The sequence below is a fragment of the Flavobacterium sp. DSR2-3-3 genome, assembly GCF_049896585.1.
Lineage (GTDB): Bacteria > Bacteroidota > Bacteroidia > Flavobacteriales > Flavobacteriaceae > Flavobacterium.
The window spans coordinates 234,690-261,121 of the sequence record NZ_JAFCUP010000003.1 but is presented as its reverse complement, the minus strand read 5'-3'; the positions used below and the strand labels follow the sequence as shown (position 1 = coordinate 261,121).

Here is a 26,432-nt window from a genome sequence, read left to right as displayed (position 1 = left end):
TATGAGTGAGGTAAAAGCATGCTCACAAGTTGGCTGTGATATTCGAAATGACGGCAAATGTTTGGAAGGACTTGATCAAGAATGTCCTCATTTTTATTGGGATGACAATGCGGATGATGATGAAGAGATCGCAGAAAATGAAAGTCCGTCAGTGGTAAAAAAGTCTTCAACGAAAATCGAGGTTTTTAAAGGTGCAGAACTGAGTCTTAGAGAAATGTTATCAGTAACACAAAGATACCCATGCGATTTTGTGACAATTTTAGGGGATTTAGATTGTGGAAAAACTACTCTTTTGGCAACGATTTTTGATCTCTTTCAAATTGGACAATTTAAAAAGCACTTATTTGCGGGATCATTAACTCAAAAAGCATTTGAGGTAAGAAGTCATCTTTCTAGAATGTCATCGGGTTCAATCAAAGCAGATACAGAGCGAACAAAAACTCTTGATTTTAGAATTTTGCATATAGCAATTTCGAATTTCGATTTATCTTTAAAAAAGCATTTTTTACTATCTGATATATCTGGTGAAACTATTCAGTTGGCAAGAAGTTCTGGATCAGCAATGAAAGAGCACCTTGGAGTGGTAAAACTAGCTAACCATATAATTTATATAATAGATGGGGAGAAACTAGCAGGTTCCGAAAAGACCGCGGCATTACATGATGCTCAATTATTTATTCAATCAGCATTAGATAATAAAATCTTTAATAGCGAGACAGTTCTGAATGTTCTTATTTCCAAATGGGACCTTTTAGAAAATTTGGCCACTTTTAATTTAGAGGAGTTAGTTGTAAATAAAATTAATAGACGTTTTTCAGCAAAGCTAAAGGCAATCAACTATAAAAGAATAGCTTCTAGGCCACATGACGAAAACGTGACAGCAGTTGATATGGGATTTGGATTACAAGATTTAATTGAGGACTTGATGAACTTTCCTTTACTTCAAAAAAGGTTAACTTTGCAATCGGAAGTTTCAGAACGATTTATCAATAATTATAAAGTAAATGAAAATGAACGATAAAGGGATATTGTTTTCAGGTTTGCCTGAATCAGGTAAAACTACGTTTTTAGCTGCTTTATGGTACTATGTTTTCAATGCTGTTGATGAAGGAGAATTTGAGTGTGATAGTCTTGAAAATAGTGAATTAGAGTACCTGAATCTAATTAGTAGGAATTGGGCAAGCTGCAATAGTGTTATTCGAACAAATCAAAGTAAAATTGAACATGTTAATATTAAACTTGTTAATAAAGTTACCGGAAGTTCCATGATATTAAATATCCCGGACATTTCAGGTGAAACTTTTAAAACACAGTTTACTGACAGAGAATGGGACGAAGAATTTGATAATCTGCTGCAAAATGTTCACGGTATTTTACTTTTTATTGATCCAAGGGATGTGAAAAACAAGCCAAGGTTTATATATCACGAAAATCAAAATTTTAAATATTTTGGAGAGGATATGATTAATACTACCTCGGAACAGCCATGGACAGAGGATTTAGTTCCAAGTCAAGTAAAATTAGTTGATTTTTTACAAATGGTTGATTTTAATACACCAGATGTTTTACGCAAAATTTCGGTTGTTATATCTTGTTGGGACTTAACGGATGGTAAAGAAGACCCTGAAATTTGGTGCAAAAATGAGTTACCACTTTTACATCAATATCTCACAACGAACAAAGATCTTTTTAAAGTAAAATACTTTGGGGTAAGTTCCCAGGGAGGAGATTATGAAAATTCTAATATTAAAGACTCTCTTCTTTCTAAAGATGCACTTGAACGAATTAAAATTGTTGAAGGTTCAGAAATTTCAAATAATATTTTAAGTCCGATACTTTGGATAACGAATGAAGATACAGATTGATCAAACGCTCCATGGCTACCAAAATGGCCATCAATTACTAATGTCATCTTCGCCACTGTCTAGTGAAGCGAAGAAGACCCTATTGGTCCAGTCTGATTTATCAGGTTCAAATATTGATGATGGATTTAAAGTATATATTAGTGGATACCCATTAGCAACTCACTACGCATTTAGTAAAACGTGGTATGCAGATGAAATGAAAAGACCTGGATGTGTTTGGACGCACACTTTACTAATTCAATTTTCGGATTTAGGAAAAATACCAGATTTAGATCAACTATTGGCGTATTTTGTTCGTCCATTGAAAGATGAATATGGAGATTATTCAATGCCTATATTGTTTGAAAAGGATGAATTTAAAAACTCAAGTACGTTTTTTGATAACTATTTAAATGCTAAACCGTTATTAACTGCTTTATACGATTATCCTGAAAAAACTATTATTTGTCCGGCCTATAATTCTATGGATTTTGAAAAGGATATAGTACAGGTGTGGAGTAATCAATGGCCCCGTTTAAGAAGGAATTTTTCTTTTTGTACAGGATCATTAAATTTAAAAATTATTGATGGTGCTGAATTTGATTTTCAAATTGTACCTGCACGAAATATAAGCTCAATCGAAAAGCAAAGTTTGAACTGCTATACTATCAATAAAGAAAATGACCAAATAGAGGATAAATGGTCTGATCTTTTTCGTAATAGTTCAAAAAATAAGTTGCGCAAATTTCTTTGGTTTTATGGATCAGATATTAAAGGTTTAAGAAGAAATTACAAACCTTTGCTTGAATTATTTATGTTTTCAAATATAAAAGATTCCCCATTCTTTTCGATTAATAAGTTAGTTTCAGAAGTATTCGAGGATAATGAAGGCCTATTAATCAAAAAAGAGGTTTATAATGATGGACAACTTTTTAATTTCGAAGAGAAAGATCTTTTGCATTACTTTGCTTCACAAATAAATACTGATAATAACATTAATATTAGTGAAAGGTTGCTAAATGCTGTTAAATCTGGTAAGATTACTATTGATGAATTTATTGATTTTTATTTTAGTTTTGGACCTGAATTAATTAGCCAAAATATTTGGAATACCATATCAATTGAACCATCAGAAATTATTAATCTCATACTGAGAGATTCTCGTTTAATTTCAGTGTTTTCAAAAAAAATACCTGAAATTGCGACTAACTACAAAACATGGAAGTTGCCTAATGCCATTCAGTTGCAACTGATAGAAGTGTTAGAAAATTCAATTAATGTTAACTGGGAAAAAATAATTCAGTCAATATTAGAATCTAAAAGTTCGATTCTTTTTCATTTGTTAAGGAATAATGATCCAAGATTATATTATTTAATAAAAATTTGTAACAATAATAAATTTATTAATTGTTCAGCAGATGTTGTATCATTAGTTTTTAATAATAAAACCGTTTTAAAGGATTTTATTCGGAAGAATGTTGAGATATTGAGTGAGCAATTTTGCTGTAAGATATTTCAAAATCTAAACTATCATCATCTACATTCTATAAACTTAGATTCAAGTCAATGGATAATTATTTACAAAAAAATTAATGATGACCATACGAGAATTTTCGCATCATGTGCATTACTTTCTTTTGGTTTTAATAGAAAAATTTCCAATCCTGCACCAATAATTTCAGCATGTTTTAATGACGTTTATAACTTTGCCAAAAATTCAAAGATTAACTATAATGAATGGCAAATGATTCCTATCGATGCATTTGAGCAAGATGATCAAGACACTTTGTCCTCATTTTTTAGCTATTTATTTGCACCAAAGAAACCTGATGTGCCGAGCTGGGATTATTGTGAATTATTGATTAGAACATTAGTAAATAAATTTATTAAATTTCGTTGGCCATTAAATTACTTTGTTGACAGTCTGAAGACATTTGAAACAACTAAAAGTGCATTTAGTTATGCTCTTGCTTTTAAAAAAGGTCGAAAATTTCTTAAAGATATTTTGGTTAATACCGATAAAAGAAAGATAACTGTAAGCAGAGATCAGATTGAGTTAGTCAATTATTTGAGAAGGGAATTATAGGTTTTACAAGCAAAATTTTCTAAGTCTAAGTGATTTTATGTTATTAATGTTCTTAAAAATCAAATAGCTGCAATGTTTTATTTTACTTCGTACTATAAGTTGGAATTAAAATTTTATAAAGTTAGATAAATTCTGGATTATCGAAGAATTTACGAAGTCTAGAGATTTGTTTGGTTCGATTTTTCCTAAAGACTCAACAATTCTGGAAAAGGAGCTACAAACCACGTGAATAAATGAAGTTGCGAGAATTATTTATACGTTTAAAAAGGGGTTAGACCCGAATAAAAATGAAACAACACAGGATATTTCTTCTTTGTCCCATTATGTGACCATGATTGGCTTTGAACTAAATTAATTTTATTTACAAATTACTCAAACAAACTCCCCAATATCAAAATCCTCCAAATCATTTTTCCGCAAAAAAGAAGAACCAGAATCCGTCTCTGAACAAAGTGTACCGTCAAGCAGCTTGGCTATTTTTTGAGAAGCATCTTCGATGGAATTTTCCAATAGATCGAATAATTCGGTTCCCTGTATTTTCTGAAGTAGGACTGTTGCCGTTTCCTTTTGAGAGGGTCTCATTTTCTCTTTTTTTAACAACTTTTTTACAGTGCTTAATTCTTCAAAGGTAACCCCTTGGGCAAAACCATTATCGCCATCGGATAGTCCATAACTATTCCATTCTTCTTCTTCATTCTCAAAATCAGGTACATTCCCAAAAATATCCTCTAGCTCTTCTTGTGGAATTTGTAATTCGACTTTATCTTCGTCGATTTCTATATCAAAATTATCATCATAATGATCTTCTTTTTGCACTTGACCGTCATAGGTCTTCTTTGGCACAGAAAGGCTTCTTTGAGGCTTAGGCTGTCCCATAATATCCGGGAGACTAGAGTTAACTTTCTCTTGATTTGGTTGATGCTTATGATATTTTTTAATGACAATTTTATCCTTTGCCAAAAGGAAAATGACGATGAGCAGACAAATTACAATTACAGTTTCCATACTATTTAGTATTATACATTGTTTAAAAAATCGGCTTGTTTCTCTCATTGAAAAATTCCTGGATTTCGGTTCCAAAATCACTGAAATGCTGTTCTAAAATGTTATCGATATAAGAATACAATGTTGTTTTCTCTTCCCTTGTCAATTGAACAATCCGAAGGAGTCGTTCGTGATATTTAGGTCTTATGTACACTACTTTTCCACTACGACCAGACGGATATCTGTTAGTGAGAAATACTTCTTCATAATTCCGTTTTTTTGGAGCGCTCACACGAATTTTCTCTTTAGGCTTATTTTCCGTAACTTCGACACTTTGGCTTGTGTTTTTATCATTGTTAACCACTTCATTCCCACTCATAATATTCATGAGGTAATCCTCATCTACAACTGGTTTTTGAAAACCCTTGTGCATTTTATCAGATTCCATACAAGAAAAGATTTAAGTTTTTATAATTTTCAAAAATTCATTTACAAAGAGATCAAGCTTAGTTATCTTCATCAAATTAGGCTCAGCAGGAAGCAAGCTAGATCTAAAGATATAATTAGTAGTATCATCCGTTTCCTTGCGGAAACGTTTACTATCCATTATTTTTGACTCCATCATGGAAAGATCTAAATCATCTATTACACTTTGATAGGCCTTATACAAACTAGTCCTTTCCCTCCTATCTACTTGGTTCCAAAACAACCAAAATTTCAAGTTCTTGTTCCCTCCATCTGTTTCTGGAAGTTGTAGAAATGCTTTGGCAAATCCCAAAGTGCTTTCTACTACCAAGCGATCGGCAGTAATGGGTGAAAAGATGAAGTCCATTGCTTTTAATGTGGTCAAAACTCCCTTGGTATTAGCAGTTCCTGGAAGATCAAACAAAATAATATTCCAATCACTATTGGATTGATCTATATATTCTGACGCTTTTTCTAGCGCATTCTCGGCCTTACAGCGAATGACCGGAAATGCTTTCTTATCAATCGACTGAAATTGTTTCATAGCCGCTCTCTTATGATGTTCATTTTGCATCACCGTTTTAAGATCTCTGTCTCTCATATTGCCAAGACTATGCTGCGGAAAATCACAGTCCAAAACCAGTACATTAAATCCCAATCGATAATGAAGCACACTAGCTAACAAGGTTGTCATTGTAGATTTCCCTACTCCACCCTTTTGGGTCGAGAAACTAATTTTTAAAGTTTTATTTATTGTTTCCATTACTTATAATTTTAAAGTTATCTATTTACTAAATTGTTTTGCTGTAAAGCAGTATGCCTTGTTGTATTTATATACAAGGTTCTGCTCTATTTATTTGCTTTAAATATGCACTTATCTACAATTGCATGTTCATACAATTTCCAACAACTATTCCTTGTTTATTGGTAATAGGTAAGCTCATTTATACTACTGCTTTTATGCTTTTACATTTTTATAGTTTCACAACTGTATCGTTTTACACCTTACCATTTTACTAAATACTTGCTTACTCCTAAACCTTGGTATTTGTGTTTAAAATTGGATATAGAGTCACTTATAAATATCCTTTTACAACTTTGAAACAAAGAAAGCTGGTAACTCCAAAACATCTCAGAACCATGAACTCGTTGGCGTTACATGGCCTTATTTGGCAACACTTACTACTATACCATTCTAAAATTCAATGATTTACTTTGTTAAAGAAGTAAATAAACTAGAATATGAAAGTCCCAAATCTATATTTGAATAAGAACTGGAACGGCTTAAAGCCGTTTTTCCCTGCTCTATTAAATCTGTTCCGCCGACAGGCGGACGGATTATCTGTTCACCAGAACAGAGCAAGTTGTGTTTTGAGGCACTCGAAATGAATTCCGTGCCTCAAAACAACTTGCCGCCGCCGCGGGGCTAAAACCCCCTCCGAAGTCGGGGTTTTCTATAAATTAAAATTGGAATGATGATGGAGAATCAACAAAGCAAAAAGCAACACAAAGGCGGTAGGAATCCTAAAAAGGATCCTAGCATCCACCGTTATGTTTTTCGATTAACGGATCAGGAAAATGCTAAATTCCTTTCTCTTTTTGAAGCTTCGGGAGCAGATAATAAAGCCCTATTTATCACTTCCCTCTTATTTGAAAAGCAAATAAAAACAGTAAAAGTAGATCTGGCAGCAATGGATTATTACATGCGCTTAACTACTTTGTACGGTCAGTTTCGTGCTGTTGGTGTTAATTACAATCAAATTGTCAAAATATTGTACCGTAATTTTTCTGAAAAGAAAGCGGCAGCCTATCTCTTTAAATTAGAAAAACAAACGATCGAGTTGGCGCAATTATGTCGTGCCATAACGCAATTAACAGATGAGTTTGAAGTAAAACATTTGAAAAAAGAAGAAAAATGATAGCAAAAATTGGTCGTGGAGCAAATATAATTGGTGCACTTTCTTATAACCAACTAAAAGTAGATCATGAAAATGGATCAGTTTTATCGACTCATAGAATAAGAGAAACAGTCAATGGACAATTTACTGTTAACCAATTATACAGTTCGTTCGAAACGTATCTAATGGCAAACAAGCGAACAGAAAAACCTGTTTTACATATTTCTCTTAATCCAAACCCAAAAGATAGTGTAAGTGATGAAGACTTTAAAAAAATCGCACAAGATTATATGGAACTGATGGGCTATGGAGACCAGCCTTATGTTGTTTTTAAGCATACCGATATTGAACGAACTCACATTCATATCGTTTCGACTTGCGTGGATCGTTACGGAAAAAAGTTATCTGATTCCTATGAAAAATTACGTTCTATGAATGCCTGCCGTGCATTGGAACAAAAATATCAATTACTCCCTGCAACTGAAAAAAATCAAAATCCGAAGGAAGTGATCTTTAAGCCTGTTGACTACAAAGAAGCCAATGTGAAAAGTCAAATAGCATCTGTAATTCGACATCTGCCAAAGTATTATCAGTATCAAAGTTTAGGAACTTATAATGCGCTACTTTCTCTTTTTAATATTACTGCTGAGCAAATAACAGGTGAAATACACGGTCAGTCTAAGCAAGGTCTTGTTTATTTTGCTCTGAATGAAAAAGGAGAAAAGGTAACGAATCCGTTTAAATCCTCTCTTTTTGGAAAACAGGCTGGCATGGAAAGTTTGCAAAAGCATTTCGAACAATCTAAAGAAAAAATGAAAACAGAACCTTCTAAAGACATCCTAAAAAATTCAATAGAGCTTGCCATGCATACCACTAATAATGAAACCGATTTTAAGAAACAACTAGTCGATCAAGGAGTTAATACAATTGTTCGAAGAAATGATCAAGGTCGTATATACGGAATGACTTTTATTGACCATGAATCTCGCAAAGTTTGGAATGGATCCCAATTAAGTAAAAATTTATCTGCTAACGTTTTTAATGATTTATGGAAAAATGGAGGGACTCAAAAAGTTCAAAATGAGAGACAGCATACCAAAACAATTTCATCCACAGCTAGTAAAAATGAATCCACAGCAGAAACAGAAAAACCACATGCACTTTTTGATTTTCTTAATGGAAATTATTCAACCCATTCTATACCTGACTTTGGACTTATAGAAAGCCTTGTAACTTTCTTACCAAATGCTCAAGGTGAAGATTATGAAGAGCAAGTATTTGCTAATCAAATAAAGAAAAAGACAAAACGTAACAATCATCACGGAAAGAAATAGTTTAGCGAGACAAGCAACGCCAATTGATGCCAACGAAAGTCAATTGACTTAGATTCTTTTACGTTCGATCTACTTTCGCTCGTTACATTTTTAACTTTTCAATTATGCAAGGAGAAGACGACCTAAGAGGACTAGCCAAAATCATGGCTTTCATGCGCGCTGTAAGTATCCTTCTAGTACTCATGCACTTTTACTGGTTTTGTTATAGTTTTTTCTTAGAAAAGGGCTGGACGCTACAAATCATTAACAAGATGCTGGGTAATTTTCAACGGACTGCAAGTCTATTTTCTCACACTTTGTACACCAAGTTTTTTGCATTGGTATTGTTAGCTTTAAGTTGTTTGGGTACAAAAGGAGTCAAAAACGAAAAAATTATTTGGTCTAAAATAGCTATTGCCTTAATCGTTGGATTTATACTTTTCTTTCTGAACACATCATTGCTAAAGTTATCTGCTGGCACAGCTATTTCTTTATACATCTTCACTACCTCAGCGGGCTATATATCGTTAATGATGGCTGGAGTTTGGATCAGTCGAATACTACGAACCGATCTTATGAGCGATGTTTTTAATAATGAGAATGAAAGCTTCATGCAAGAAACCAAATTGATGCAAAACGAATATTCCGTTAATCTGCCAACCAAATTTTATTACAAAGGAAAATGGAATGAAGGTTGGATTAATGTTGTAAATCCATTTCGAGCCTCAATAGTTTTAGGAACGCCAGGATCTGGAAAAAGTTATGCCATTATAAACAACTATATCAAGCAGCATATCGAAAAAGGATTTTCGATGTACATCTATGATTTCAAATTCGATGATCTTTCTACCATTGCGTATAATCATTTATTAATACATTCGGACAAGTATACCGTTAAACCAAAATTCTATATTATCAACTTTGACGATCCTAGCAGAAGTCATCGTTGCAATCCAATCAATCCAGATTTTATGACAGACATCTCAGATGCTTATGAATCTGCCTATACCATTATGTTGAATCTTAACCGCAGTTGGATACAAAAGCAAGGCGATTTCTTTGTGGAATCTCCCATTATATTACTAGCCGCTATTATTTGGTTCCTGAAAATTTATGACAATGGAAAGTACTGCACGTTTCCACATGCCATTGAATTGCTCAACAAGAAATATGTTGATGTTTTTACCATCCTTACTTCCTACCCTGATCTCGAAAATTATTTATCTCCGTTTATGGATGCTTGGCAAGGTGGCGCACAAGATCAATTGCAAGGACAAATCGCTTCCGCAAAAATTCCCTTGTCTCGAATGATTTCACCTCAACTCTATTGGGTAATGACTGGCGATGACTTTTCATTGGACATCAATAATCCGGATGAACCTAAAATTCTTTGCGTGGGAAACAATCCCGATAGGCAAAATATTTATTCTGCTGCCTTGGGTTTGTACAATTCTAGAATTATAAAACTAATCAACAAGAAAGGAAAATTAAAAAGTTCTGTGATAATTGATGAGTTGCCAACGATCTACTTTAGAGGACTAGATAATTTGATAGCCACAGCTAGAAGTAATAAAGTAGCGGTATGTTTGGGATTTCAAGATTATTCGCAACTGACTCGTGATTATGGTGATAAGGAAAGTAAGGTTATCCAAAATACGGTGGGCAACATCTTTAGTGGTCAGGTTGTGGGAGAAACGGCCAAAAGCTTATCAGAAAGGTTTGGCAAAGTATTACAGAAACGTCAGAGTCTAACCATCAATAGAAATGACAAATCAACCTCAATATCTACACAACTAGACAGCTTGATACCAGCATCAAAAATCTCTACGCTTACGCAAGGTGTGTTTGTGGGAGCTGTTTCAGATAATTTTGACGAACGCATAGAACAGAAAATTTTCCATTCTGAAATTGTGGTAGATAATGAAAAAGTAGCTTCCGAAACCAAAGCTTATAAAAAGATACCCGTTATTTTATCTTTCGTTGATGAACATGGCGAAGATCAAATGAAAGTCGAAATTGAAGCTAATTATAAACAGATTAAGCGTGATATTGTTCTTATTATAGAAAGTGAATTAGAACGCATTAAGAATGATCCTGATCTGCAACACTTGGTGCAAGAGGGTTGAAATCAATGACCCTAAATAGAATAAACCTTTATTAAATGTTTGTTATTATGTACATATTCGCTATTTTTGTTCATATTAATGAACATTTTTAAAATGAGTACAAAAAAGCAAGTCTTATTCCCTAAACACCAACTCCTTTTAGAGCAAATGGGTGAGAATATTAAATTGGCACGAAAAAGAAGAAAGCTCACTGCAGTACAAATTGCTGAAAGAGCCGATATTGCTAGAACCACTTTATACCAAATAGAAAAAGGAAACTCTAGTGTTGCAATAGGTGCCTATTTTAATGTTCTGAGAGTACTCGGTTTGCAAGACGATTTTTTAAAAATAGCTGCTGACGACGAACTAGGAAGAAAACTTCAAGACCTTGAATTATTAAAGTAATCCCTTGCTAGAAACAAATTAAACAGATCACTTATTCAAAACACACAACATGTCACAAAGTAAAACCGACATCTACGTTTACGCCCATTGGCAAGAAATGCAGGAACCTAAATTAATTGGTGTCTTATCTGCACAACAAGCCAAAGGTAAAAAAGCATTTAGTTTTGAATACGATAGGAACTGGCTCAAAACAGAACAAAAATTCCTTTTGGATCCAGACATCCAATTATATGGTGGTCCACAATACCCAAACCAAAAAGAAAACTTCGGTATTTTTTTAGACAGCATGCCTGATACTTGGGGACGAACTTTAATGAAACGTCGAGAAGCCCAGCTTGCTAGAGAACGGAACGAAAAGCCAAAAGCACTCTATGATATTGATTTTCTATTAGGTGTATATGATGAAAGTCGTATGGGAGCATTACGATTTAAAACCGACCCGAATGGAGATTTCTTAGATAACAATAAAACTACTTCTACCCCGCCCTGGTCCTCCATTAGAGAACTCCAAAATGCATCCGCTATATTCGAAAATGACAACAACAATGAAGAAGTGAATAAATGGTTATCGGTTCTTATGGCACCTGGATCTTCATTAGGTGGAGCAAGGCCCAAAGCCAATATTTTAGACAACGATAAAAGTCTTTGGATTGCTAAATTCCCCTCTAAGACAGATACTGTAGACAAAGCAGCTTGGGAGTTTCTGGCCTATAAATTGGCTATCAATGCTGGAGTTGATATGGCACCCTGTCGAATAGAAAAAATCATGGGCAACCATCATACTTTCTTTACCAAACGCTTTGACAGGGAGAATGGCGATAGAATTCATTTTGCTTCAGCTATGACAATGACAGGCAACAATGAAGATACTATAAGAGACAATCCCGCAAGTTATTTAGATATTGCCGAATTCATCAGTAATCAAGGTGCAAACGTAGAAGAAAATCTTCACCAACTATGGCGCAGAATCGTTTTTAATATAGCCATTTCTAACACCGATGACCATTTGCGTAACCATGGATTTATTTTAATCAATGAGGGCTGGATACTCTCACCTGCTTACGATCTTAACCCATCCATAGACAAAGATGGTTTGGCTCTTAATATCGATATGGATAATAATGCGCTGGATTTTGAATTAGTTAAAAGTGTTGGAGAATATTTTAGATTGAATATTTTACAAATGGGATATATTATTCAAGAAGTTATACAAGTGACAAGTCACTGGAAAACGATTGCTAATAAAATCGGAATATCAATAGCAGAACAAGAACTGATGGAAAATGCCTTCAAAATATAAAAGATTCTATAATCCTAATGCAAGCATTATAAATACTGAACAGCTATACCAATAAAGTATTTAAACTTGTACCTAACAAAAGCGAATCGCACTACATTTAATGAACATATTTTGTTACTTTTGACAACTAGCAAATCTTTTGTTTCCCTTTCATTTTAAAAAAATAAATGAGCAAAGAATCCCATATAGAACAAAACCTGATAAAGCAACTTACGGATCTGAAATATAATTATCGAAAAGATATTATTGACAGAAAAACACTGGAACAAAACTTCAAATCCAAATTTGAAGCATTGAATCGCGTGAATTTAACCGAAAGTGAATTTATACGTTTACGAGAGGAAATTATAAATCCTGATGTATTTGCAGCATCTAAACTATTGCGTGAAAAAAACTATTTTCAACGTGAAGATGGAACGCCTTTGCATTACACTTTAGTAAACATAAAAGACTGGTGCAAAAATGATTATGAGGTTATAAATCAGTTGCGCATCAATTCAGAAAATAGTAATCACCGTTACGATGTCATTTTATTGCTTAATGGCTTGCCTGTAGTCCAAATTGAATTGAAAAAGTTGGAAATTTCTCCCCGAAAAGCCATGTAGCAAATCGTGGATTACAAAAATGATTCTGGAAACGGTTATAACAATACATTAATGTGTTTTATGCAGTTATTCATTGTGAGTAATAGCAATAGAACTTATTATTTTGCTAATAATAAAAACCAACATTTCAGTTTTAATGCTGATGAACAGTTTTTACCCATTTATGAATTAGCTGACGAGAAGAATAAGAAAATTAATTACTTAGAAGAGTTTGCCGATAAATTTCTTAAAAAATGTACACTTGGTGAAATGATAAGCAAGTATATGGTTTTAGTGGAAAGCGAACAGAAATTGCTTGTAATGCGACCTTACCAAATATATGCGGTTAAAGCTATTGTAGATTGCATCCACCAAAACCGAGGGAATGGTTATATATGGCACACTACAGGAAGCGGAAAAACCTTGACATCTTTCAAAGCGTCTACACTGTTGAAAGACAACCCAGATATTGAAAAATGTCTTTTTGTCGTGGATCGTAAAGATCTTGACCGTCAGACTCGTGAAGAATTCAATAAGTTCCAAGAAGGAAGTGTGGAAGAAAATACCAACACTGAAACATTGGTAAGACGTTTATTATCTGCTGACTATGCAGACAAAGTAATTGTTACCACCATTCAAAAATTAGGTTTGGCATTAGACGGCACGAATAAAAAAAATTACAAAGAACGCTTAGAGCCTTTGAGCAAAAAACGTGTAGTTTTCATATTTGACGAGTGCCACCGTTCACAGTTTGGCGATAATCACAAAGCTATAAAAGAGTTTTTTCCGAATGCTCAATTATTTGGTTTTACGGGTACACCTATCTTTGATGAAAATGCCACATATCAAATAAGAGAAGGAGAAGAAGCTTCCTACAAAACCACTGATGATATATTTCAACAAAGGCTACACGCTTATACTATTACTCACGCCATAGACGATAGAAACGTGTTGAAGTTTCATATTGACTATTTCAAAGGTAAAGGTTCGTTGAATGCCAAGCCAGGCGAAGCTATTGCACAACAAGCGGTAGTTGAAGCGATTCTCGAAAAACACAATGCAGCAACAGCTTCAAGACGTTTCAATGCGACATTGGCAACAGCTTCAATTAATAATGCTATAGAATATTATCAGTTATTCAAAACCATTCAAAAACAGAAGCTAGCAGAAAATGAAGATTATGTGTCACTTAATATTGCTTGCGTATTCTCTCCTCCTTCTCAACTAATTGCAAAAGAAGGCGACCAACAAAGTCAAAAGAATGCAGCAGATATAAAACAATTACAAGAGGATTTAACTCAGGAAAAAGAAGATAACAAACAAAATCCTGAAGAAAAGAAAAGAGCGTTAATAGAAATTATTAGCGACTACAATTTGCAGTTTGGAATGAATCACTCTATTAATGAATTTGATTTGTATTACCAAGATGTACAACGACGCATCAAAGACCAGAAATACTCCAATAAAGAAGTTCCGCATAAAGATAAAATTGACATTACCATTGTAGTGGATATGCTACTCACAGGTTTTGATTCTAAATACCTCAATACCTTGTATGTAGATAAAAACTTGAAATACCATGGTTTGATACAGGCTTTTTCAAGGACCAACCGTGTGCTAAATGACACCAAGCCTTATGGTAACATACTAGACTTCCGTTCTCAACAAGAAGCAGTAAACCAAGCCATTGCACTTTTCTCAGGTGAAAACAGTGGAAAAGCAAAAGAAATTTGGTTGGTTGATCCTGCTCCTGTGGTGATTAATAATTACCAAAAGGCCGTAGAAGCTTTGGGTATTTTTATGAAGGATAATAATTTAGTAAACGAACCTCAAGAAGTTTATAACCTAAAAGGCGATGCGGCACGAATTGATTTTATAAAGAAATTTAAAGCGGTTCAAAAATTAAAAGTCGAATTAGACCAATATACAGACATTACCGAAGAACAAAAGCTGAAAATCGAAACAATCTTACCTAGCGAGAGTTTACAAGAGTTTAGAAGTTCTTACATAGAAACTGCAAAAAAATTACGAAAAATACAACAAGAGGAAGGCGAAGATGCACCAGATGAAGTGCAACAACTCGATTTTGAATTTGTACTTTTTGCCTCTGCCGTGATTGACTATGATTATATCATGGGTTTGATTGCCGACAGTACACAAAAGAAACCTGCCAAACAAAAAATGACCAAAGCACAAGTAATTAGCTTACTGAGTGCCAATGCCAACCTGATGGATGAACAGGAAGATTTAGCGGAATACATTAATAACTTAGACTGGAACAGCGGACAAGATGTAAATACCTTAACCAAAGGCTACGAAACTTTTAAATTTGATAAAAACGAAAAAGAATTGGCTACCATTGCCAACAAGCACGGCGTAAAAACAACTGACTTGAAGGTCTTTGTAGATACCATTATGAGCCGAATGATTTTTGACGGTGAAAAACTGACTGACCTTTTAGAACCACATGAACTAAGTTGGAAAGAACGCAGACTAAAAGAACTAGCTTTGATGGAAGACTTAGTGCCTCAATTAAATAAAATAGCCGAAGGGCGTGAGATTTCAGGATTAACAGCTTATGAATAAAAAGACAAATACATTGACACCTAAAATTCGCTTTCCTGAGTTTATGAATGAAGGGGAATGGGAAGAAATTAAATTAAATCAATTTGGAACTTTTTATAGAGGTTTAACATATGGGGCAAATGATACTTCTAGTAAAGGCTTACTAGTTTTAAGGTCTGGCAATATTCAAAATGACACACTTGTTCTGAATAAGGATTTAGTTTTTGTTGAAAAGGACTGTCTGGATCTGCAAATAAAAGGTGCACATTAAGTTAAGCTACATTTTTGTAATTAATTTGATTGTTAAATTCTTCAATAGTTGCATAATTCAAAGCAGAATGTCTCCTTTTTCTGTTGTACCAAATTTCAATGTATTCAAAGATTTCCAGTTTCATTTGTTCTTTAGAAATCAGTTTGTTTCCATAAATCAATTCAGTTTTAAAGGATTTAAAAAAGCTTTCCGCTACTGCATTGTCCCAACAATTTCCTTTGCGGCTCATACTACGGGTTATTTTTTTATAGGAATCAAGAACATTTACAAACTTTTTGCTGGCATATTGAACACCTCTGTCGGAATGAAAAATCAAACCTTCCTCAATATTTCGGTTTTTAACCGCCATTTTCCAAGCCTTAAGCGAGGTTTCATCTGTACTCATTCCATCGCTTAAACTCCAACCTATGATTTTTCTATCGTACAAATCCATAATAGTTGTCAGGTATACAAATCCCTCTTTGGTTTGAATATAGGTGATATCAGAAACCCAAGCTTTTGAAGGTGTTTTTACAATAAACCCTCTGTTTAATATATTTTCAACGATTAAATAATTATGATTTGAGTTGGTCGTTACTTTGAATTTCTTGCTTAATTTACTTCGTAAACCTAGCTGTTTCATATATTTTGCTACTGTAATTCTTGAAATTTTATAACCAATACTCCAAAGTTCTAAGGTTATTCTAGGACTTCCGTATCGTTGTTTGGATTCAAAATAAATCAATGTTATCTTTTCTTTTATGGTGATTTTTCGTTGCTGTCTTGCAGTGATTGTTTGTTTTTTCCATCGGTAATAACTGCCACTACTCACTTGTAGAACTTTGCACATTTTTTCAATCGGGAATACTTGTTCATTGTTTTTAATGAAACCATAAATCATCGACCGCTCTTGGAAAAAATGCCGATTGCTTTTTTTAATATATCACGCTCTAACTCGGCATCTTTGAGTCTTTTCTCCAATTCGTAAATTTTTTCTTGTTCAGGACTTAGTTTTAAATTCCCTTTTCCAGGAAAACTTCCCTCTCCAAACTCCTCGAACTCTTTGCGCCATTTGTACAACTGTGGTGCTGTTACTCCCAGCTCTCTGGCCAGTTCTGATACGTTGGTTCTCTCATAACTCAATTGGACGGCTTTTTCTTTGAAAGCTTTGTCATAAACTTTGCGGACTTGTTTCATAGGTTAAAATTAAGATTATTTCTTAACTTTCTGTGATGGCTAAGTTAGCATGTCCACCTATTTGCAAAAGTGGAACCTGAAAGATTCGGAAAAGAAAGTAATTTATTTTTTGCAACGGCCACATTGAAGTTCGTTGACCATATAAAAGAGTTTGAATCAATATTTAGGGTTCTTACGGAAAATTCAAAACCTGAATTTTCAACGGTAGCATCAAGATTCGCATTCAGTGACAAGAAACCTGTTGTAGCTGGCATAGGTATACCTACCAATTGATCCGACGAACGATTCCTGTAAAATGCAAGCGTGCTAAAAATTCTGTCTTTAAAAAAAGCAGTTTCTAAAGCTAATTCTAGTTTACGATTGGTTTCCCATCCAAAGTTGGCATTATAAAGACGTGTAGGTTGTAACCCAATTATGCCCTGATAATTAGCACCAGTTGTACCGTAGGTATCATAAAACTGATAATCTCCAATTTGATCATTGCCCGTAGTTCCATAACTAAAACGGAGTTTTCCAAAACTCATTTTACTATTTTCTGGATTGAATTTTTCTTTGCTAAAAATCCATGCAGCACCAATAGCTCCAAAATTAGCATATTGTTTGCCTGGTCCAAATCGGCTGGAGCCATCCCGACGACCTGTAAAGTTTAAAAAGTATTTTTCCTTGTAACTGTAATTGATGCGACCAAAAAAAGCTTGATAACGGTATAAAAAGGTATCGCTATTGGTTGTATTTTTTGTAATTGCAGAAGCTAAGTTGTTAATCAGATTGTTGTTTGCAAAACCAATACCCGATTGGAATAGGCGTTCTGTACGTTGCTGTTGGCTTGTCATCCCCAGTAGTACATCAAATTTGTGGTTTCCAAAATTTTTGAAACCTCTTAGTTGTGGCTCTATAATCCATGATTGTCTGCTGGTCTGGTTTAAGTACATTAAGGAATTGTCACTACCAACTTCGTAAACGGGATTGTAAATGGTGGATGGTATCGTACGAACTTCTTTGGTTTTTAAATCGGTAAAACCAAAATTTGATTTTATTTCTACACCTGGAATTAGTTCATAAGACAACACGCTGTTGGCCACCAAGTCATTAGTATTTGCACTGTAGGTGCTTTTTAGGGGTGCCAAAGGATTTTCAAAGGTATCATTTTCCCAGTTTATATTACCATTTGAATCGTAGAGTGCGGGAGCGTTTGGTGCCAAATAACGCGCTGTTAACGTCAAATCTGTCGCTGCTTGTAGATTATCTTGTGCCGTGTAATTTCCCGAAAAAGAGATTTTGAATTTCTTATTTAAAGAAGTGTGGTTTATTGAGCTAAGAATCCCTCCTTTAATGTACCTGAAATCTCCCGGAAGTACTGTTCCCTCGGTTCTGTAGTTCCCACTAATCAAGAATTGTGTTGTTTCACTACCACCAGAAATACTGGTTCTAAAGTCATTGATTGTTGCTGAACCGCCTAATAATTCCTTTTGCCAATTAGTATATCGGGTTTGATCCCAAGCCCCATTTACATCATAATCAATATCCGATATTGGAATTCCATCATTGATAAATGCTTGTTTACGCATCGACAGATACTGCTGCGTATTCATCAGATCTACAAATTTAGTCGCTGTACCAACGGCTGTTGAGGCCGTTACTGAAATGTTTGTTTTACCTGATTTTCCTTTTTTTCGAGTAATTAATACCACACCATTTGCTCCTCTCGAGCCATAAATTGCAGTCGCATCGGCATCTTTTAATACTTCGATGCTTTCAATGTCATTGGGGTTAATACTGTTGAGCGGACTGGCTTGGCTTGGTAATGCCGTTGAAGTATTCGCGCTGCCTATAGATTCGTTTGAATAGGGAACTCCATCAATAATGTATAATGGTTCATTTCCATCAAGACGAATGCTGTTGCGACCTCTAATTTTAATTTGGAAACCACCGCCTGGAGTTCCCCCATCTTGAATGATATTGACACCTGCCAATATTCCTTGCATTGCGGCTAGTACGTTTGTGACAGGTTGCTTGTCGATGTCTTTTGCAGTCATTCTTGCAATGCTACCGGTTTGCTCTTTTTCTTTAATAGAATAATATCCGGCATTTATTATGATTTCTTTTAAAGTCGTTGCATCTTGAGTCAATTTTACATTGATAGTTGCTTGATTTGCAACTACTATTTGCATCGTTTTATAGCCTAAATAGGAAAAAACCAAAACATCATTCTCCGCTGCTAGTATGGTGTAATTTCCATTTTCATCAGAAAATGTTGTTGTTGTTGTTGGCTTGTCGTTAACCTTGATGGTAACGCCGGGAACTGTGCCGGTATCATCGGTAATCTTACCTTTGATAGATCGTGTTTGAGCATTTAATCCTGTTATGAAGCACAGGAAAAGGATGCAGTACAGTTTGGACAGTTGTGTTGTTGTCCAAAACTTCAAAAATGATTTTTTTTTCATACTTTTGAATTGGTTTAGTTAGACTTCGGTTTAGTTTGCTTTGGTCCTCTATTCGTCCGGCAAGAAGAGTTAGAGGGCCTTTTTTTCTGATTAGCCTCGAAAGTGCTAAGGCATAGATTTTTATTTTTAAGTCATAGGCGTCATCCGAATTTTATTAGATGTTGTCACATCGAAGCAAGCTGTGTGATGTGAAAATAAATAGTTATTTTTCTTAGTTATTGCTGTTTATATTAAACAATTGCAACCATAAAGCCAACAAATTATCAGTGTAATTAAAGCTAGAATTAAAGTAACTTTTATAGTTTTATAGTATTTCATCTATTCGTTGTTTGTTTACTGTTTTTCAATTTATTATTTCGATTTTCGCTATTGCTGTTACCACAGATCTTGAAAGCACTCTTTTTTGGGTGCAAAGGCTTTTGAATTTATGTTTTTTTTTTAGGAAAATACACTGCCTTTGCCAGTTGCAGCCCTACGCAGGCAGTGCGTTTCCAAACAAACTAATTCAATTAATTAATTAATTGATTTACGATACTGTAAAAAAGAAGATTTGCTAAGAATAAAAGGGAGTAACTTTTGCGCATAAAAAATGGCATGGAACTCAGCTTACTGCCTTAGAGGTACTGGTATACCTGGGAACAATAAGTGAGCCCACGCCATGGGACGTGAGCATCTAACTTATTATTTCGTTCCTTTTAAAATTACCAGTTTTCTAAGACGAAATTCAAAGCGAATGCTTCAAATATTTTATATGAAGAATCGCAAAAATACATTACATATTTGTATTAATATAACAAATATAACAAAATACTTTTAAACGCGCACTAAAGTACGCGCTATTTTTTGATCATTGACTTTTCTTTGTTAAAAATGATAGAGGCTAGCAACATTATTTGTAATTATATTTTCAATAACTGGATTAAATCTTATAAATCTCAGAGGTCATTTGCATTGGATCATAATATTGAAGAAAGCATAGTTAGAAAAATTAAAAACACTTCGCTTAATATCAAAGGTTCAAATTATAATATTCCTGTAAATACTCTTAAAAAAATTTGCGAATCAAGAAATATCAAGCTGTTTGAGTTTTTTAAATTATTGGATTTATAAATTTTAAATAGATATAAAAAATGCCTATGCATCTTTTTTATTTTATTTGTAGTTAAGCCTGGCAGTAGTTTTATATTACTTTTTCATCATGAGTCAATATATCACTAAAAGTAGGTATTGCTATTAAAATATAAAAAGCTGTTATATGCTAGGTAATATGTAAAGCTTAAGTATTGCTAAAACTTAAAAAAAAGCAAAACTTATTCATGTTATTTAGTAGTATTGCAACACTTTTCAACCCCGCTTATCAGAAGACAAAATGCAAGAAATAGACAAACAAAAGATTCTTAAAGCATTTCCGAAAGATATCGAAAAAGACGTGACGTAAGTAATCGAGTTTTTGTCAGACAGGAAGTTTGAAATTCATCCAGAAGTGTCGCATGATGTGATACTAAACAATGAAAAATTGTATATTCCTGAAAGATTATATTTTGACGAAATTACCAATTCTGAAAGTGTTTTATCAGATTTGCAAAGTGTGATTTTAAATTGTCTTTGTTTGAGTAATCATGACGGTTATATTCGATAGCGAAGTCTGGAAAAATTAATTAATAGAACAGAATATTTTATAATGCCTTTTATTTTTCAAGTTTTGGGTGAATATGTAATTGAAATATTAGAAGTTTTAGAAAGACAAATAAATGAAATCACAATTTCTAATTATCAAAAATTTGTGGCTGAAAAATTCAAGTTTGTGGCAGAAAACGGAAAAGCGAATTGTAAGCTATTGGAATGTTTAGTACAGAAGTGAATATCCGAAACTTAAGGATTATGTTGGTGCACAAATTATTAAGAAAATAAAGAAAAGCGTTGCATAACAGCTAGATCTTCGTTGCGGCTGCAAGCCGAACAATGAAACCTGTGTTGAACGGAACCGGTCACTGGCAGGTACTATGCACTTATCGTAAAGTTTAGAGAGAGAATATCAAGAGGATTGAGTGTCCTCTTTTTTTGTGCAATAAAATCAAGATGGTTTTTACGTGTTTTTCTTTACTTTCGGGCATAAATTCCCTTACCCATAAAATTAACTTTTACAGGAATTCGTAATTTGGCTTCCGCCAAGATACCATTCAGGCGGACCACGCTGGTCAAAAACCGCTATTCGGTGTAAATTGCCCGTTTTACAACACGGACATTTACGCATAAAGGTCTTTTTATCTTCTTTTTTTTGCACTTTTATTATTGCTTTACTTTAAAATTTTGAGTTTAACAATTATTGAAAACGCCTCGGAAGATGTTAAAGTTATCTTCACAGCCTAAAACTTGCGCAGACTCTTGAACCTGATTTACCCACTTAAGTTAAAACAGTACGTCAAAGCACTGCCCTTGTTTTTTCATAATTATGCGGTGCATTTTACAACTCTGTTTTTTGGGCTGCACAACAAACTACTTTTTACAGGAAGTTATTTCTTTGTAGTTTAAATCGACTATATTTACGCTGCAAAATAAATTAACGGAGGTTTTAAGACAAACTGATGTTAGCTGCAATTTAATAAAAACAATAATTAAAAATGAAACAATTTCTTTTATTTTCCCCAATAATCACTTTTTTATTTTCAACTTTTTGTGATGCACAAACTCAAACCGAGAAAATAGACACCGAGTTTTTTATACCCATTGAAAAAACAAATCTCTATACAAGAGTTGTGGGGAATCCTGGTAAACCAGTAATTATTACGCTTCACGGTGGGCCAGGTGCTTTCAATGTAGACCACGAATTTTATAGAAATGTTTTTGAAAAAGATTATTTGATGGTTTATTTTGACCAACGAGGAAGCGGGAAATCTGATGAATTCAAGGATCAAACAATGATTACGACTGACCAATTCGTGAAAGATTTAGACCTTGTTGTAGAGTATGTAAAAGCTAAATATCCGAACAAAAGAATCAATCTTTTGGGTTCTTCTTGGGGAGGAATGTATGGGTATTTGTATTTAATAAAACATCAGGAAAAAATCAATTCATTTATCAGCAATTCGGCGACTGCAAATCTGCGTCACAGCAGTCTTGCGTTAATTGATCACGAAAAAAAATTAGCAAAAAAACTCATTAAGTATACGAAAGATGCAACCAAAATCACCCGGTATAAAAAGATTTTGCAAAAGTTAGATGTCATCGAAAAAAGTGGATTTAAAAGTTTTTTTGCAGATTTACATACGATAAGATATGAATTTCCAAAAGATTTAGATTTTGATGTTTACTGGGCTCAACCCGAAAAAAAATCAAAAATCGATGATCTCTTGAAAGACCCAGATTTCTATGCCAGAAACAATTATACACCCGAACTATTAGAAAAAGTGATGAAAAAATTCGAGTATGTCAACGAAGTATTTCACGGTCAGAAAGCTTATAATAATCTCGATATTTTAGATAAAATTGCTGCCATAAAAACACCAATTTTGGTTATTCAAGGCGAATTCGACTATGCAATTGGGGTAGAATCTGGCAAAATGATTTACAAAGCACTAAAAAATATTCCCAAAAAGAATAAAGAATTAGTTTATATCAAAAATGCGTCTCACAATTTACCAACGGAAGAACCTGAACAATTATATAAGTCATTAACGACTTTTTTTAAGAAACATAATTAAAATAAACTGACAGCCAACAGATAAGGCTCCTATGTAAAGCAGGCTTAAGTTATTAACAACTTTTTAAACTAGGTGATATGTTGATATTTTTCGAGTGAAAAAGGCCATCCCAGCGGCTTGTTGGAAAAGTTGGAAACAACTTTTTGTCCGCCTTAGGATTAGGACAGAAAAAGTTATTCAGACTTTTTCAATAATGTCACGATTAATTTTGCTACTCTTTCATTCCATAATTTTTCATTTAAATTCTTAAATCTCAAGCTCCTATTTGTGGTTCTCGTTTTGAGAACGAGACCACCAGAATCTGTTTGGTTGTAAGAATAAAAAAAATAGCTGCCTGCTTCGTATGTGACCCATGCTTTTGCACATGGCTACCACCCTAGCTTTGCAGTCTATTTTTTCTTATTTCATTGTGAGAACTTTAAGAAAGTTATTTTGATCTTTCGCTACTCTAATTTTTAATTTCACACTTCTTGTTTTTCTAGAATCATATTTTTGTTAATTTAATAAGGAGTTTGGGTCTTAATTACCGATAGTATTCTTCTAGTCATTTTATGAGCTACTTTTATAATAATGTTTTTTACATTTTTACCCTGATGTTTTCTATAATACTGTTGCGTCTCTAGATCTTTTCGCAGTACAATCCAAGCGGCTTCAATCAGATAACTTCGTAATTAGCTTTTGCTTCGAGGGGTAATTCCTAAACATTTTTCGCTACCACCACTGTTGTGCATTCCAGGTACAATACTTATAAAACTAGCAAATTGTCCTTCGGTATTAAAACGTCTCAAATCACCGCATTCAGCTATGACAACAGAAGCTAAAAAGCCCCAAAAACCAGGAATACTCTTCAATAAATTGTAATCTTCTTTGTGCTCTTTACGGCAATAAGCTCGCATTAGATTGACAATTTCTAAATATTCTGATTTAATAAATTTTAATATTCTGATTTTTCCTTGCAAAGCTAAATCACCACAAATAGTGCTAAAGTTGAGCTTTTCTAACCATTCTAAAAATCCAGTAGGACAATTGGCATTATCATATTCTACGGGAATTTCTATGACATGAAATAACATAAACTCTTTATTTGCAATTTAGTTGTCCTCAATTTTTTGGTAACCTGCGTTCGATGTAGTGCCAAACTCGTGAACTGATCTTCCATCTCAGTTGGAATATTGATACCTTTTAAAGTGCCATATTTCAAGTGATTGCATAAATTTTTAGTATCCAGTGCATCTGTTTTTTGATAGCGTTCTTTATTTCCTGTTTTCAAGTCAACAAAGAATATGTTTCTCATAAAGATGCAGTAACTGAACTTCAAGATTTTCTAAAATCCGGCCAAAAACATAAAATAGTACCACAAATGGTTGATATGGATGCTATGAGCTTAAGTATTTATATGGTAAAAAAGATACCTCTTGCCTTTCAGAATGTCTTTGGCGAACCTGATTATCAAGACAGATGGCGAATTCATTACATAGATAATAAACAAGAAGACTGGAGTGCCTATGTATTGAAGTCTTTGATATATAAATATTCAATTTATGTAGCGAATGGGTATAATTACAAAAATTATGTGATAGAATATGATACGCAAAACTTTTTCAAAAAAAGAAACATCCAGCCCATTCTCAAAACACCTTTGTTTATGGATTTCTAATCTGTATTTTTAGGTGTTTTCTTAACTAGATACCGCCTCTATTTTGACTAGGGCACTAACAAGATGTTAAATATTGAGTACTTTCGGCAGGATACAAATTCTTTGTCAAATTTACGTCAACCTTTAATGGTTGAATGATTCAATGATTAATATTTGGATCATGTTTCCGCACGAAAGAACTTTTTTTAAAATATAAAACAAACCATGAACATCCTATTTCTCCACGTACTTGAAAGTAAATTAAGTCCTGTAAAAAGAGTAATTCTCGAAACTGACGGAATGGTAATCGCTCCTGATATAGAATATAAATAGAACTTAAAAGCCATTCAAAATCTATACGACGAATTTAAAAATCAAAATATAAACGTAATAATTGGCAGTAGCATGGGAGGTTTTGCTGCCTATCATCTGGCAAATAGTCTAGGTATTTGTACACTATTGTATAATCCTGCACTGCCTTACAGAACTAGTATCATTCAAATATTTCTTCCCTTCTGCCCCAAAAACAATCTCCCCTGATGCGGGCCGTTTTGGTAGCTCAGGATGATGTAATTAAAGCCAAAGACAATCTTGCTTTTCTGGCACAGAATTTTAGCGGGCTAAAAGAGTGTACAATCCACATAATAAATGAATTGGCACACCAAATTCCAGTAGTTATATTTGAAAAGCAAACTGAATACTTTTTTCAAGGGCTCTGCTATTGAAGAATATTAAATGCTAATAACTTAATAGCTAATAAACCTGCAACAATACATTATATTAAATTTAAATTTAAGTTTGGGCTTTTTACTAAATGAGAAATGAAACAAAAAAGTATAGTAAACTGTTCTATTAACGAATTACATCCTCTCTTTTCAACCATTAGTTTCAATGCAAAAACTCAAAATAAATTTTCATGGGGAAAGTTGGACCCTAAAAAAATTCGAATGCAATGATGATGACCTCGAAGAGTGTATGAACCTGGCAGCCAAAATGAAACTTCCCTTTGAAAAAGACTTATTGGACCCATTCTTTTATTATTACCTTAAAAGAACTGCTATTGCTTCGACAGAGCACCTGCCAGGCAAAAAATGGTCTGGTTTATTGGACTCGCCAAAAAACCAAATCGAGATTTGGTACAACGCCAAGAAAATCAAAAAACTACAAATCGCCCATATAGATCAGGATTTGTTGCTTTTCCCCTATTACAATAAAAATAAAATCGAGATTAATAAAGAATATAGTGCCGGCATTTATGTGGAACAGCAAGCAATAGGTTTTGTCGGCAGCTACGAAATAAATATAGAGAATTTCAATTTAGAAGATTTACAGTTCAACTTAATCCAATTTAATGACAAACTGTTATTGCAACAAGCTTCCTACTCCAGCCAAAACCTGCGTTTTAGACAAAAGGAGACTTTACTAATATACCAGAATAGTTTTGAGGTTAAATAAGCACGAAATATTATGCTCACTAATGGTTCGACCTAGCACTTGAAAAACTAGATTTATTACCACAATTTAATTCTTAATTTATTTTCACCCTTTTCGGTTTCCCGTAAGGATTCAATTTTACATTGTATTAATTTTACATTTTACCTTAATATTGATTTTGACAAAAAAGTATTGATTTACTTTTTATTTTTTTTTTTATA

24 protein-coding genes and 1 pseudogene are annotated in these 26,432 nt (G+C 33.7%); 16 read left to right on the top strand and 9 right to left on the bottom strand.

Annotated features, from left to right (window positions below):
- The first annotated feature begins 1 nt into the window (after nucleotide 1).
- Genes ACP7AQ_RS05955 through ACP7AQ_RS05945 form a run of 3 tightly spaced genes read left to right on the top strand, consistent with a single transcriptional unit; the run spans nucleotide 2 to nucleotide 3,930 of the window.
- Complete coding sequence (locus ACP7AQ_RS05955; protein WP_426094776.1) at nucleotides 2–1,021, top strand: TRAFAC clade GTPase domain-containing protein; 1,020 nt, start codon at nucleotides 2–4, stop codon at nucleotides 1,019–1,021.
- Complete coding sequence (locus tag ACP7AQ_RS05950; RefSeq protein WP_426094775.1) at nucleotides 1,011–1,865, top strand: TRAFAC clade GTPase domain-containing protein; 855 nt, start codon at nucleotides 1,011–1,013, stop codon at nucleotides 1,863–1,865. The genes ACP7AQ_RS05955 and ACP7AQ_RS05950 overlap by 11 nt, the downstream gene beginning before the upstream one ends.
- A complete protein-coding gene (locus ACP7AQ_RS05945; RefSeq protein ID WP_426094774.1) occupies nucleotides 1,849–3,930 on the top strand; it encodes a hypothetical protein in 2,082 nt (693 codons plus the stop codon). The genes ACP7AQ_RS05950 and ACP7AQ_RS05945 overlap by 17 nt, the downstream gene beginning before the upstream one ends.
- Before the next feature lie 372 nt (nucleotides 3,931–4,302).
- Here the strand turns inward: ACP7AQ_RS05945 and ACP7AQ_RS05940 are convergent, their stop codons facing one another.
- Genes ACP7AQ_RS05940 through ACP7AQ_RS05930 form a run of 3 tightly spaced genes read right to left on the bottom strand, consistent with a single transcriptional unit; the run spans nucleotide 4,303 to nucleotide 6,142 of the window.
- A complete protein-coding gene (locus ACP7AQ_RS05940) occupies nucleotides 4,303–4,935 on the bottom strand; it encodes a conjugal transfer protein TraD (RefSeq protein WP_426094773.1) in 633 nt (210 codons plus the stop codon).
- A 22-nt stretch (nucleotides 4,936–4,957) separates the two neighbouring features.
- Nucleotides 4,958–5,362, bottom strand: a complete 405-nt coding sequence (locus ACP7AQ_RS05935) for a DUF3408 domain-containing protein (protein ID WP_426094772.1) — start codon at nucleotides 5,360–5,362, stop codon at nucleotides 4,958–4,960.
- 12 nt (nucleotides 5,363–5,374) lie between these two features.
- Nucleotides 5,375–6,142 (bottom strand): ParA family protein, encoded by a 768-nt coding sequence (locus tag ACP7AQ_RS05930; RefSeq protein WP_426094771.1) that lies wholly within the window; start codon nucleotides 6,140–6,142, stop codon nucleotides 5,375–5,377.
- Between the two features lie 709 nt (nucleotides 6,143–6,851).
- Between ACP7AQ_RS05930 and mobA the strand changes: the two genes are divergently transcribed.
- From mobA to ACP7AQ_RS05890, 8 genes are all read left to right on the top strand, one after another.
- The gene (mobA, locus tag ACP7AQ_RS05925; protein WP_426094770.1) at nucleotides 6,852–7,298 is read left to right on the top strand and encodes a conjugal transfer protein MobA; all 447 of its coding nucleotides are present in this window, start codon (nucleotides 6,852–6,854) and stop codon (nucleotides 7,296–7,298) included.
- Nucleotides 7,295–8,611, top strand: a complete 1,317-nt coding sequence (gene mobB, locus ACP7AQ_RS05920; protein ID WP_426094769.1) for a conjugal transfer protein MobB — start codon at nucleotides 7,295–7,297, stop codon at nucleotides 8,609–8,611. The genes mobA and mobB overlap by 4 nt, the downstream gene beginning before the upstream one ends.
- Before the next feature lie 104 nt (nucleotides 8,612–8,715).
- Nucleotides 8,716–10,716, top strand: a complete 2,001-nt coding sequence (gene mobC, locus ACP7AQ_RS05915) for a conjugal transfer protein MobC (protein WP_426094768.1) — start codon at nucleotides 8,716–8,718, stop codon at nucleotides 10,714–10,716.
- 93 nt (nucleotides 10,717–10,809) lie between these two features.
- Nucleotides 10,810–11,100, top strand: a complete 291-nt coding sequence (locus tag ACP7AQ_RS05910; protein WP_426094767.1) for a helix-turn-helix domain-containing protein — start codon at nucleotides 10,810–10,812, stop codon at nucleotides 11,098–11,100.
- A 97-nt stretch (nucleotides 11,101–11,197) separates the two neighbouring features.
- The gene (locus tag ACP7AQ_RS05905; RefSeq protein WP_426094766.1) at nucleotides 11,198–12,400 is read left to right on the top strand and encodes a type II toxin-antitoxin system HipA family toxin; all 1,203 of its coding nucleotides are present in this window, start codon (nucleotides 11,198–11,200) and stop codon (nucleotides 12,398–12,400) included.
- A 167-nt stretch (nucleotides 12,401–12,567) separates the two neighbouring features.
- Complete coding sequence (locus ACP7AQ_RS05900) at nucleotides 12,568–13,005, top strand: type I restriction endonuclease (protein WP_426094765.1); 438 nt, start codon at nucleotides 12,568–12,570, stop codon at nucleotides 13,003–13,005.
- Between the two features lie 6 nt (nucleotides 13,006–13,011).
- Entirely contained in the window at nucleotides 13,012–15,570 is a 2,559-nt protein-coding gene (locus ACP7AQ_RS05895; protein WP_426094764.1) for a type I restriction endonuclease subunit R, read from the top strand.
- The gene (locus ACP7AQ_RS05890; RefSeq protein WP_426094763.1) at nucleotides 15,563–15,820 is read left to right on the top strand and encodes a hypothetical protein; all 258 of its coding nucleotides are present in this window, start codon (nucleotides 15,563–15,565) and stop codon (nucleotides 15,818–15,820) included. The genes ACP7AQ_RS05895 and ACP7AQ_RS05890 overlap by 8 nt, the downstream gene beginning before the upstream one ends.
- Nucleotide 15,821: 1 nt before the next feature.
- Here the strand turns inward: ACP7AQ_RS05890 and ACP7AQ_RS05885 are convergent, their stop codons facing one another.
- From ACP7AQ_RS05885 to ACP7AQ_RS05875, 3 genes are read right to left on the bottom strand one after another with little or no spacing between them, the layout of a single operon-like run.
- Nucleotides 15,822–16,700: an IS3 family transposase gene (locus ACP7AQ_RS05885; protein ID WP_426094742.1), complete on the bottom strand. Its 879-nt coding sequence runs from the start codon at nucleotides 16,698–16,700 to the stop codon at nucleotides 15,822–15,824.
- Nucleotides 16,697–16,996, bottom strand: coding sequence for a transposase (locus tag ACP7AQ_RS05880; protein ID WP_426094741.1), 300 nt, complete (start codon nucleotides 16,994–16,996; stop codon nucleotides 16,697–16,699). The genes ACP7AQ_RS05885 and ACP7AQ_RS05880 overlap by 4 nt, the downstream gene beginning before the upstream one ends.
- A 44-nt stretch (nucleotides 16,997–17,040) precedes the next feature.
- A complete protein-coding gene (locus ACP7AQ_RS05875; RefSeq protein WP_426094762.1) occupies nucleotides 17,041–19,440 on the bottom strand; it encodes a SusC/RagA family TonB-linked outer membrane protein in 2,400 nt (799 codons plus the stop codon).
- Between the two features lie 1,681 nt (nucleotides 19,441–21,121).
- Between ACP7AQ_RS05875 and ACP7AQ_RS05870 the strand changes: the two genes are divergently transcribed.
- Nucleotides 21,122–21,301 (top strand): hypothetical protein, encoded by a 180-nt coding sequence (locus tag ACP7AQ_RS05870; protein ID WP_426094761.1) that lies wholly within the window; start codon nucleotides 21,122–21,124, stop codon nucleotides 21,299–21,301.
- A 273-nt stretch (nucleotides 21,302–21,574) separates the two neighbouring features.
- Here the strand turns inward: ACP7AQ_RS05870 and ACP7AQ_RS05865 are convergent.
- Nucleotides 21,575–21,739 (bottom strand): annotated as a pseudogene (locus tag ACP7AQ_RS05865) (IS91 family transposase); the annotation flags it as partial.
- A gap of 322 nt (nucleotides 21,740–22,061) precedes the next feature.
- On the opposite strand from ACP7AQ_RS05865, the gene ACP7AQ_RS05860 reads away from it, so the two are divergent.
- Complete coding sequence (locus ACP7AQ_RS05860; RefSeq protein ID WP_426094760.1) at nucleotides 22,062–23,141, top strand: alpha/beta fold hydrolase; 1,080 nt, start codon at nucleotides 22,062–22,064, stop codon at nucleotides 23,139–23,141.
- Between the two features lie 671 nt (nucleotides 23,142–23,812).
- Here ACP7AQ_RS05860 and ACP7AQ_RS05855 read toward each other — a convergent pair.
- Together ACP7AQ_RS05855 and ACP7AQ_RS05850 are read right to left on the bottom strand one after the other, a co-directional pair.
- On the bottom strand, nucleotides 23,813–24,214 hold the full coding sequence (locus ACP7AQ_RS05855) for a transposase (protein WP_426094759.1): 402 nt from the start codon (nucleotides 24,212–24,214) through the stop codon (nucleotides 23,813–23,815).
- Nucleotides 24,196–24,435, bottom strand: a complete 240-nt coding sequence (locus tag ACP7AQ_RS05850; RefSeq protein WP_426094758.1) for a hypothetical protein — start codon at nucleotides 24,433–24,435, stop codon at nucleotides 24,196–24,198. Before ACP7AQ_RS05850 ends, ACP7AQ_RS05855 begins: the two co-directional genes overlap by 19 nt.
- Before the next feature lie 102 nt (nucleotides 24,436–24,537).
- On the opposite strand from ACP7AQ_RS05850, the gene ACP7AQ_RS05845 reads away from it, so the two are divergent.
- From ACP7AQ_RS05845 to ACP7AQ_RS05835, 3 genes are all read left to right on the top strand, one after another.
- Nucleotides 24,538–24,798, top strand: coding sequence for a hypothetical protein (locus ACP7AQ_RS05845; protein ID WP_426094757.1), 261 nt, complete (start codon nucleotides 24,538–24,540; stop codon nucleotides 24,796–24,798).
- Between the two features lie 324 nt (nucleotides 24,799–25,122).
- Nucleotides 25,123–25,317 carry a YqiA/YcfP family alpha/beta fold hydrolase gene (locus ACP7AQ_RS05840; protein WP_426094855.1) on the top strand — a complete coding sequence of 65 codons (195 nt, stop codon included), beginning with the start codon at nucleotides 25,123–25,125 and terminating at the stop codon, nucleotides 25,315–25,317.
- A gap of 351 nt (nucleotides 25,318–25,668) precedes the next feature.
- Nucleotides 25,669–26,232 (top strand): hypothetical protein, encoded by a 564-nt coding sequence (locus ACP7AQ_RS05835; protein WP_426094756.1) that lies wholly within the window; start codon nucleotides 25,669–25,671, stop codon nucleotides 26,230–26,232.
- Nucleotides 26,233–26,432 lie beyond the last annotated feature (200 nt).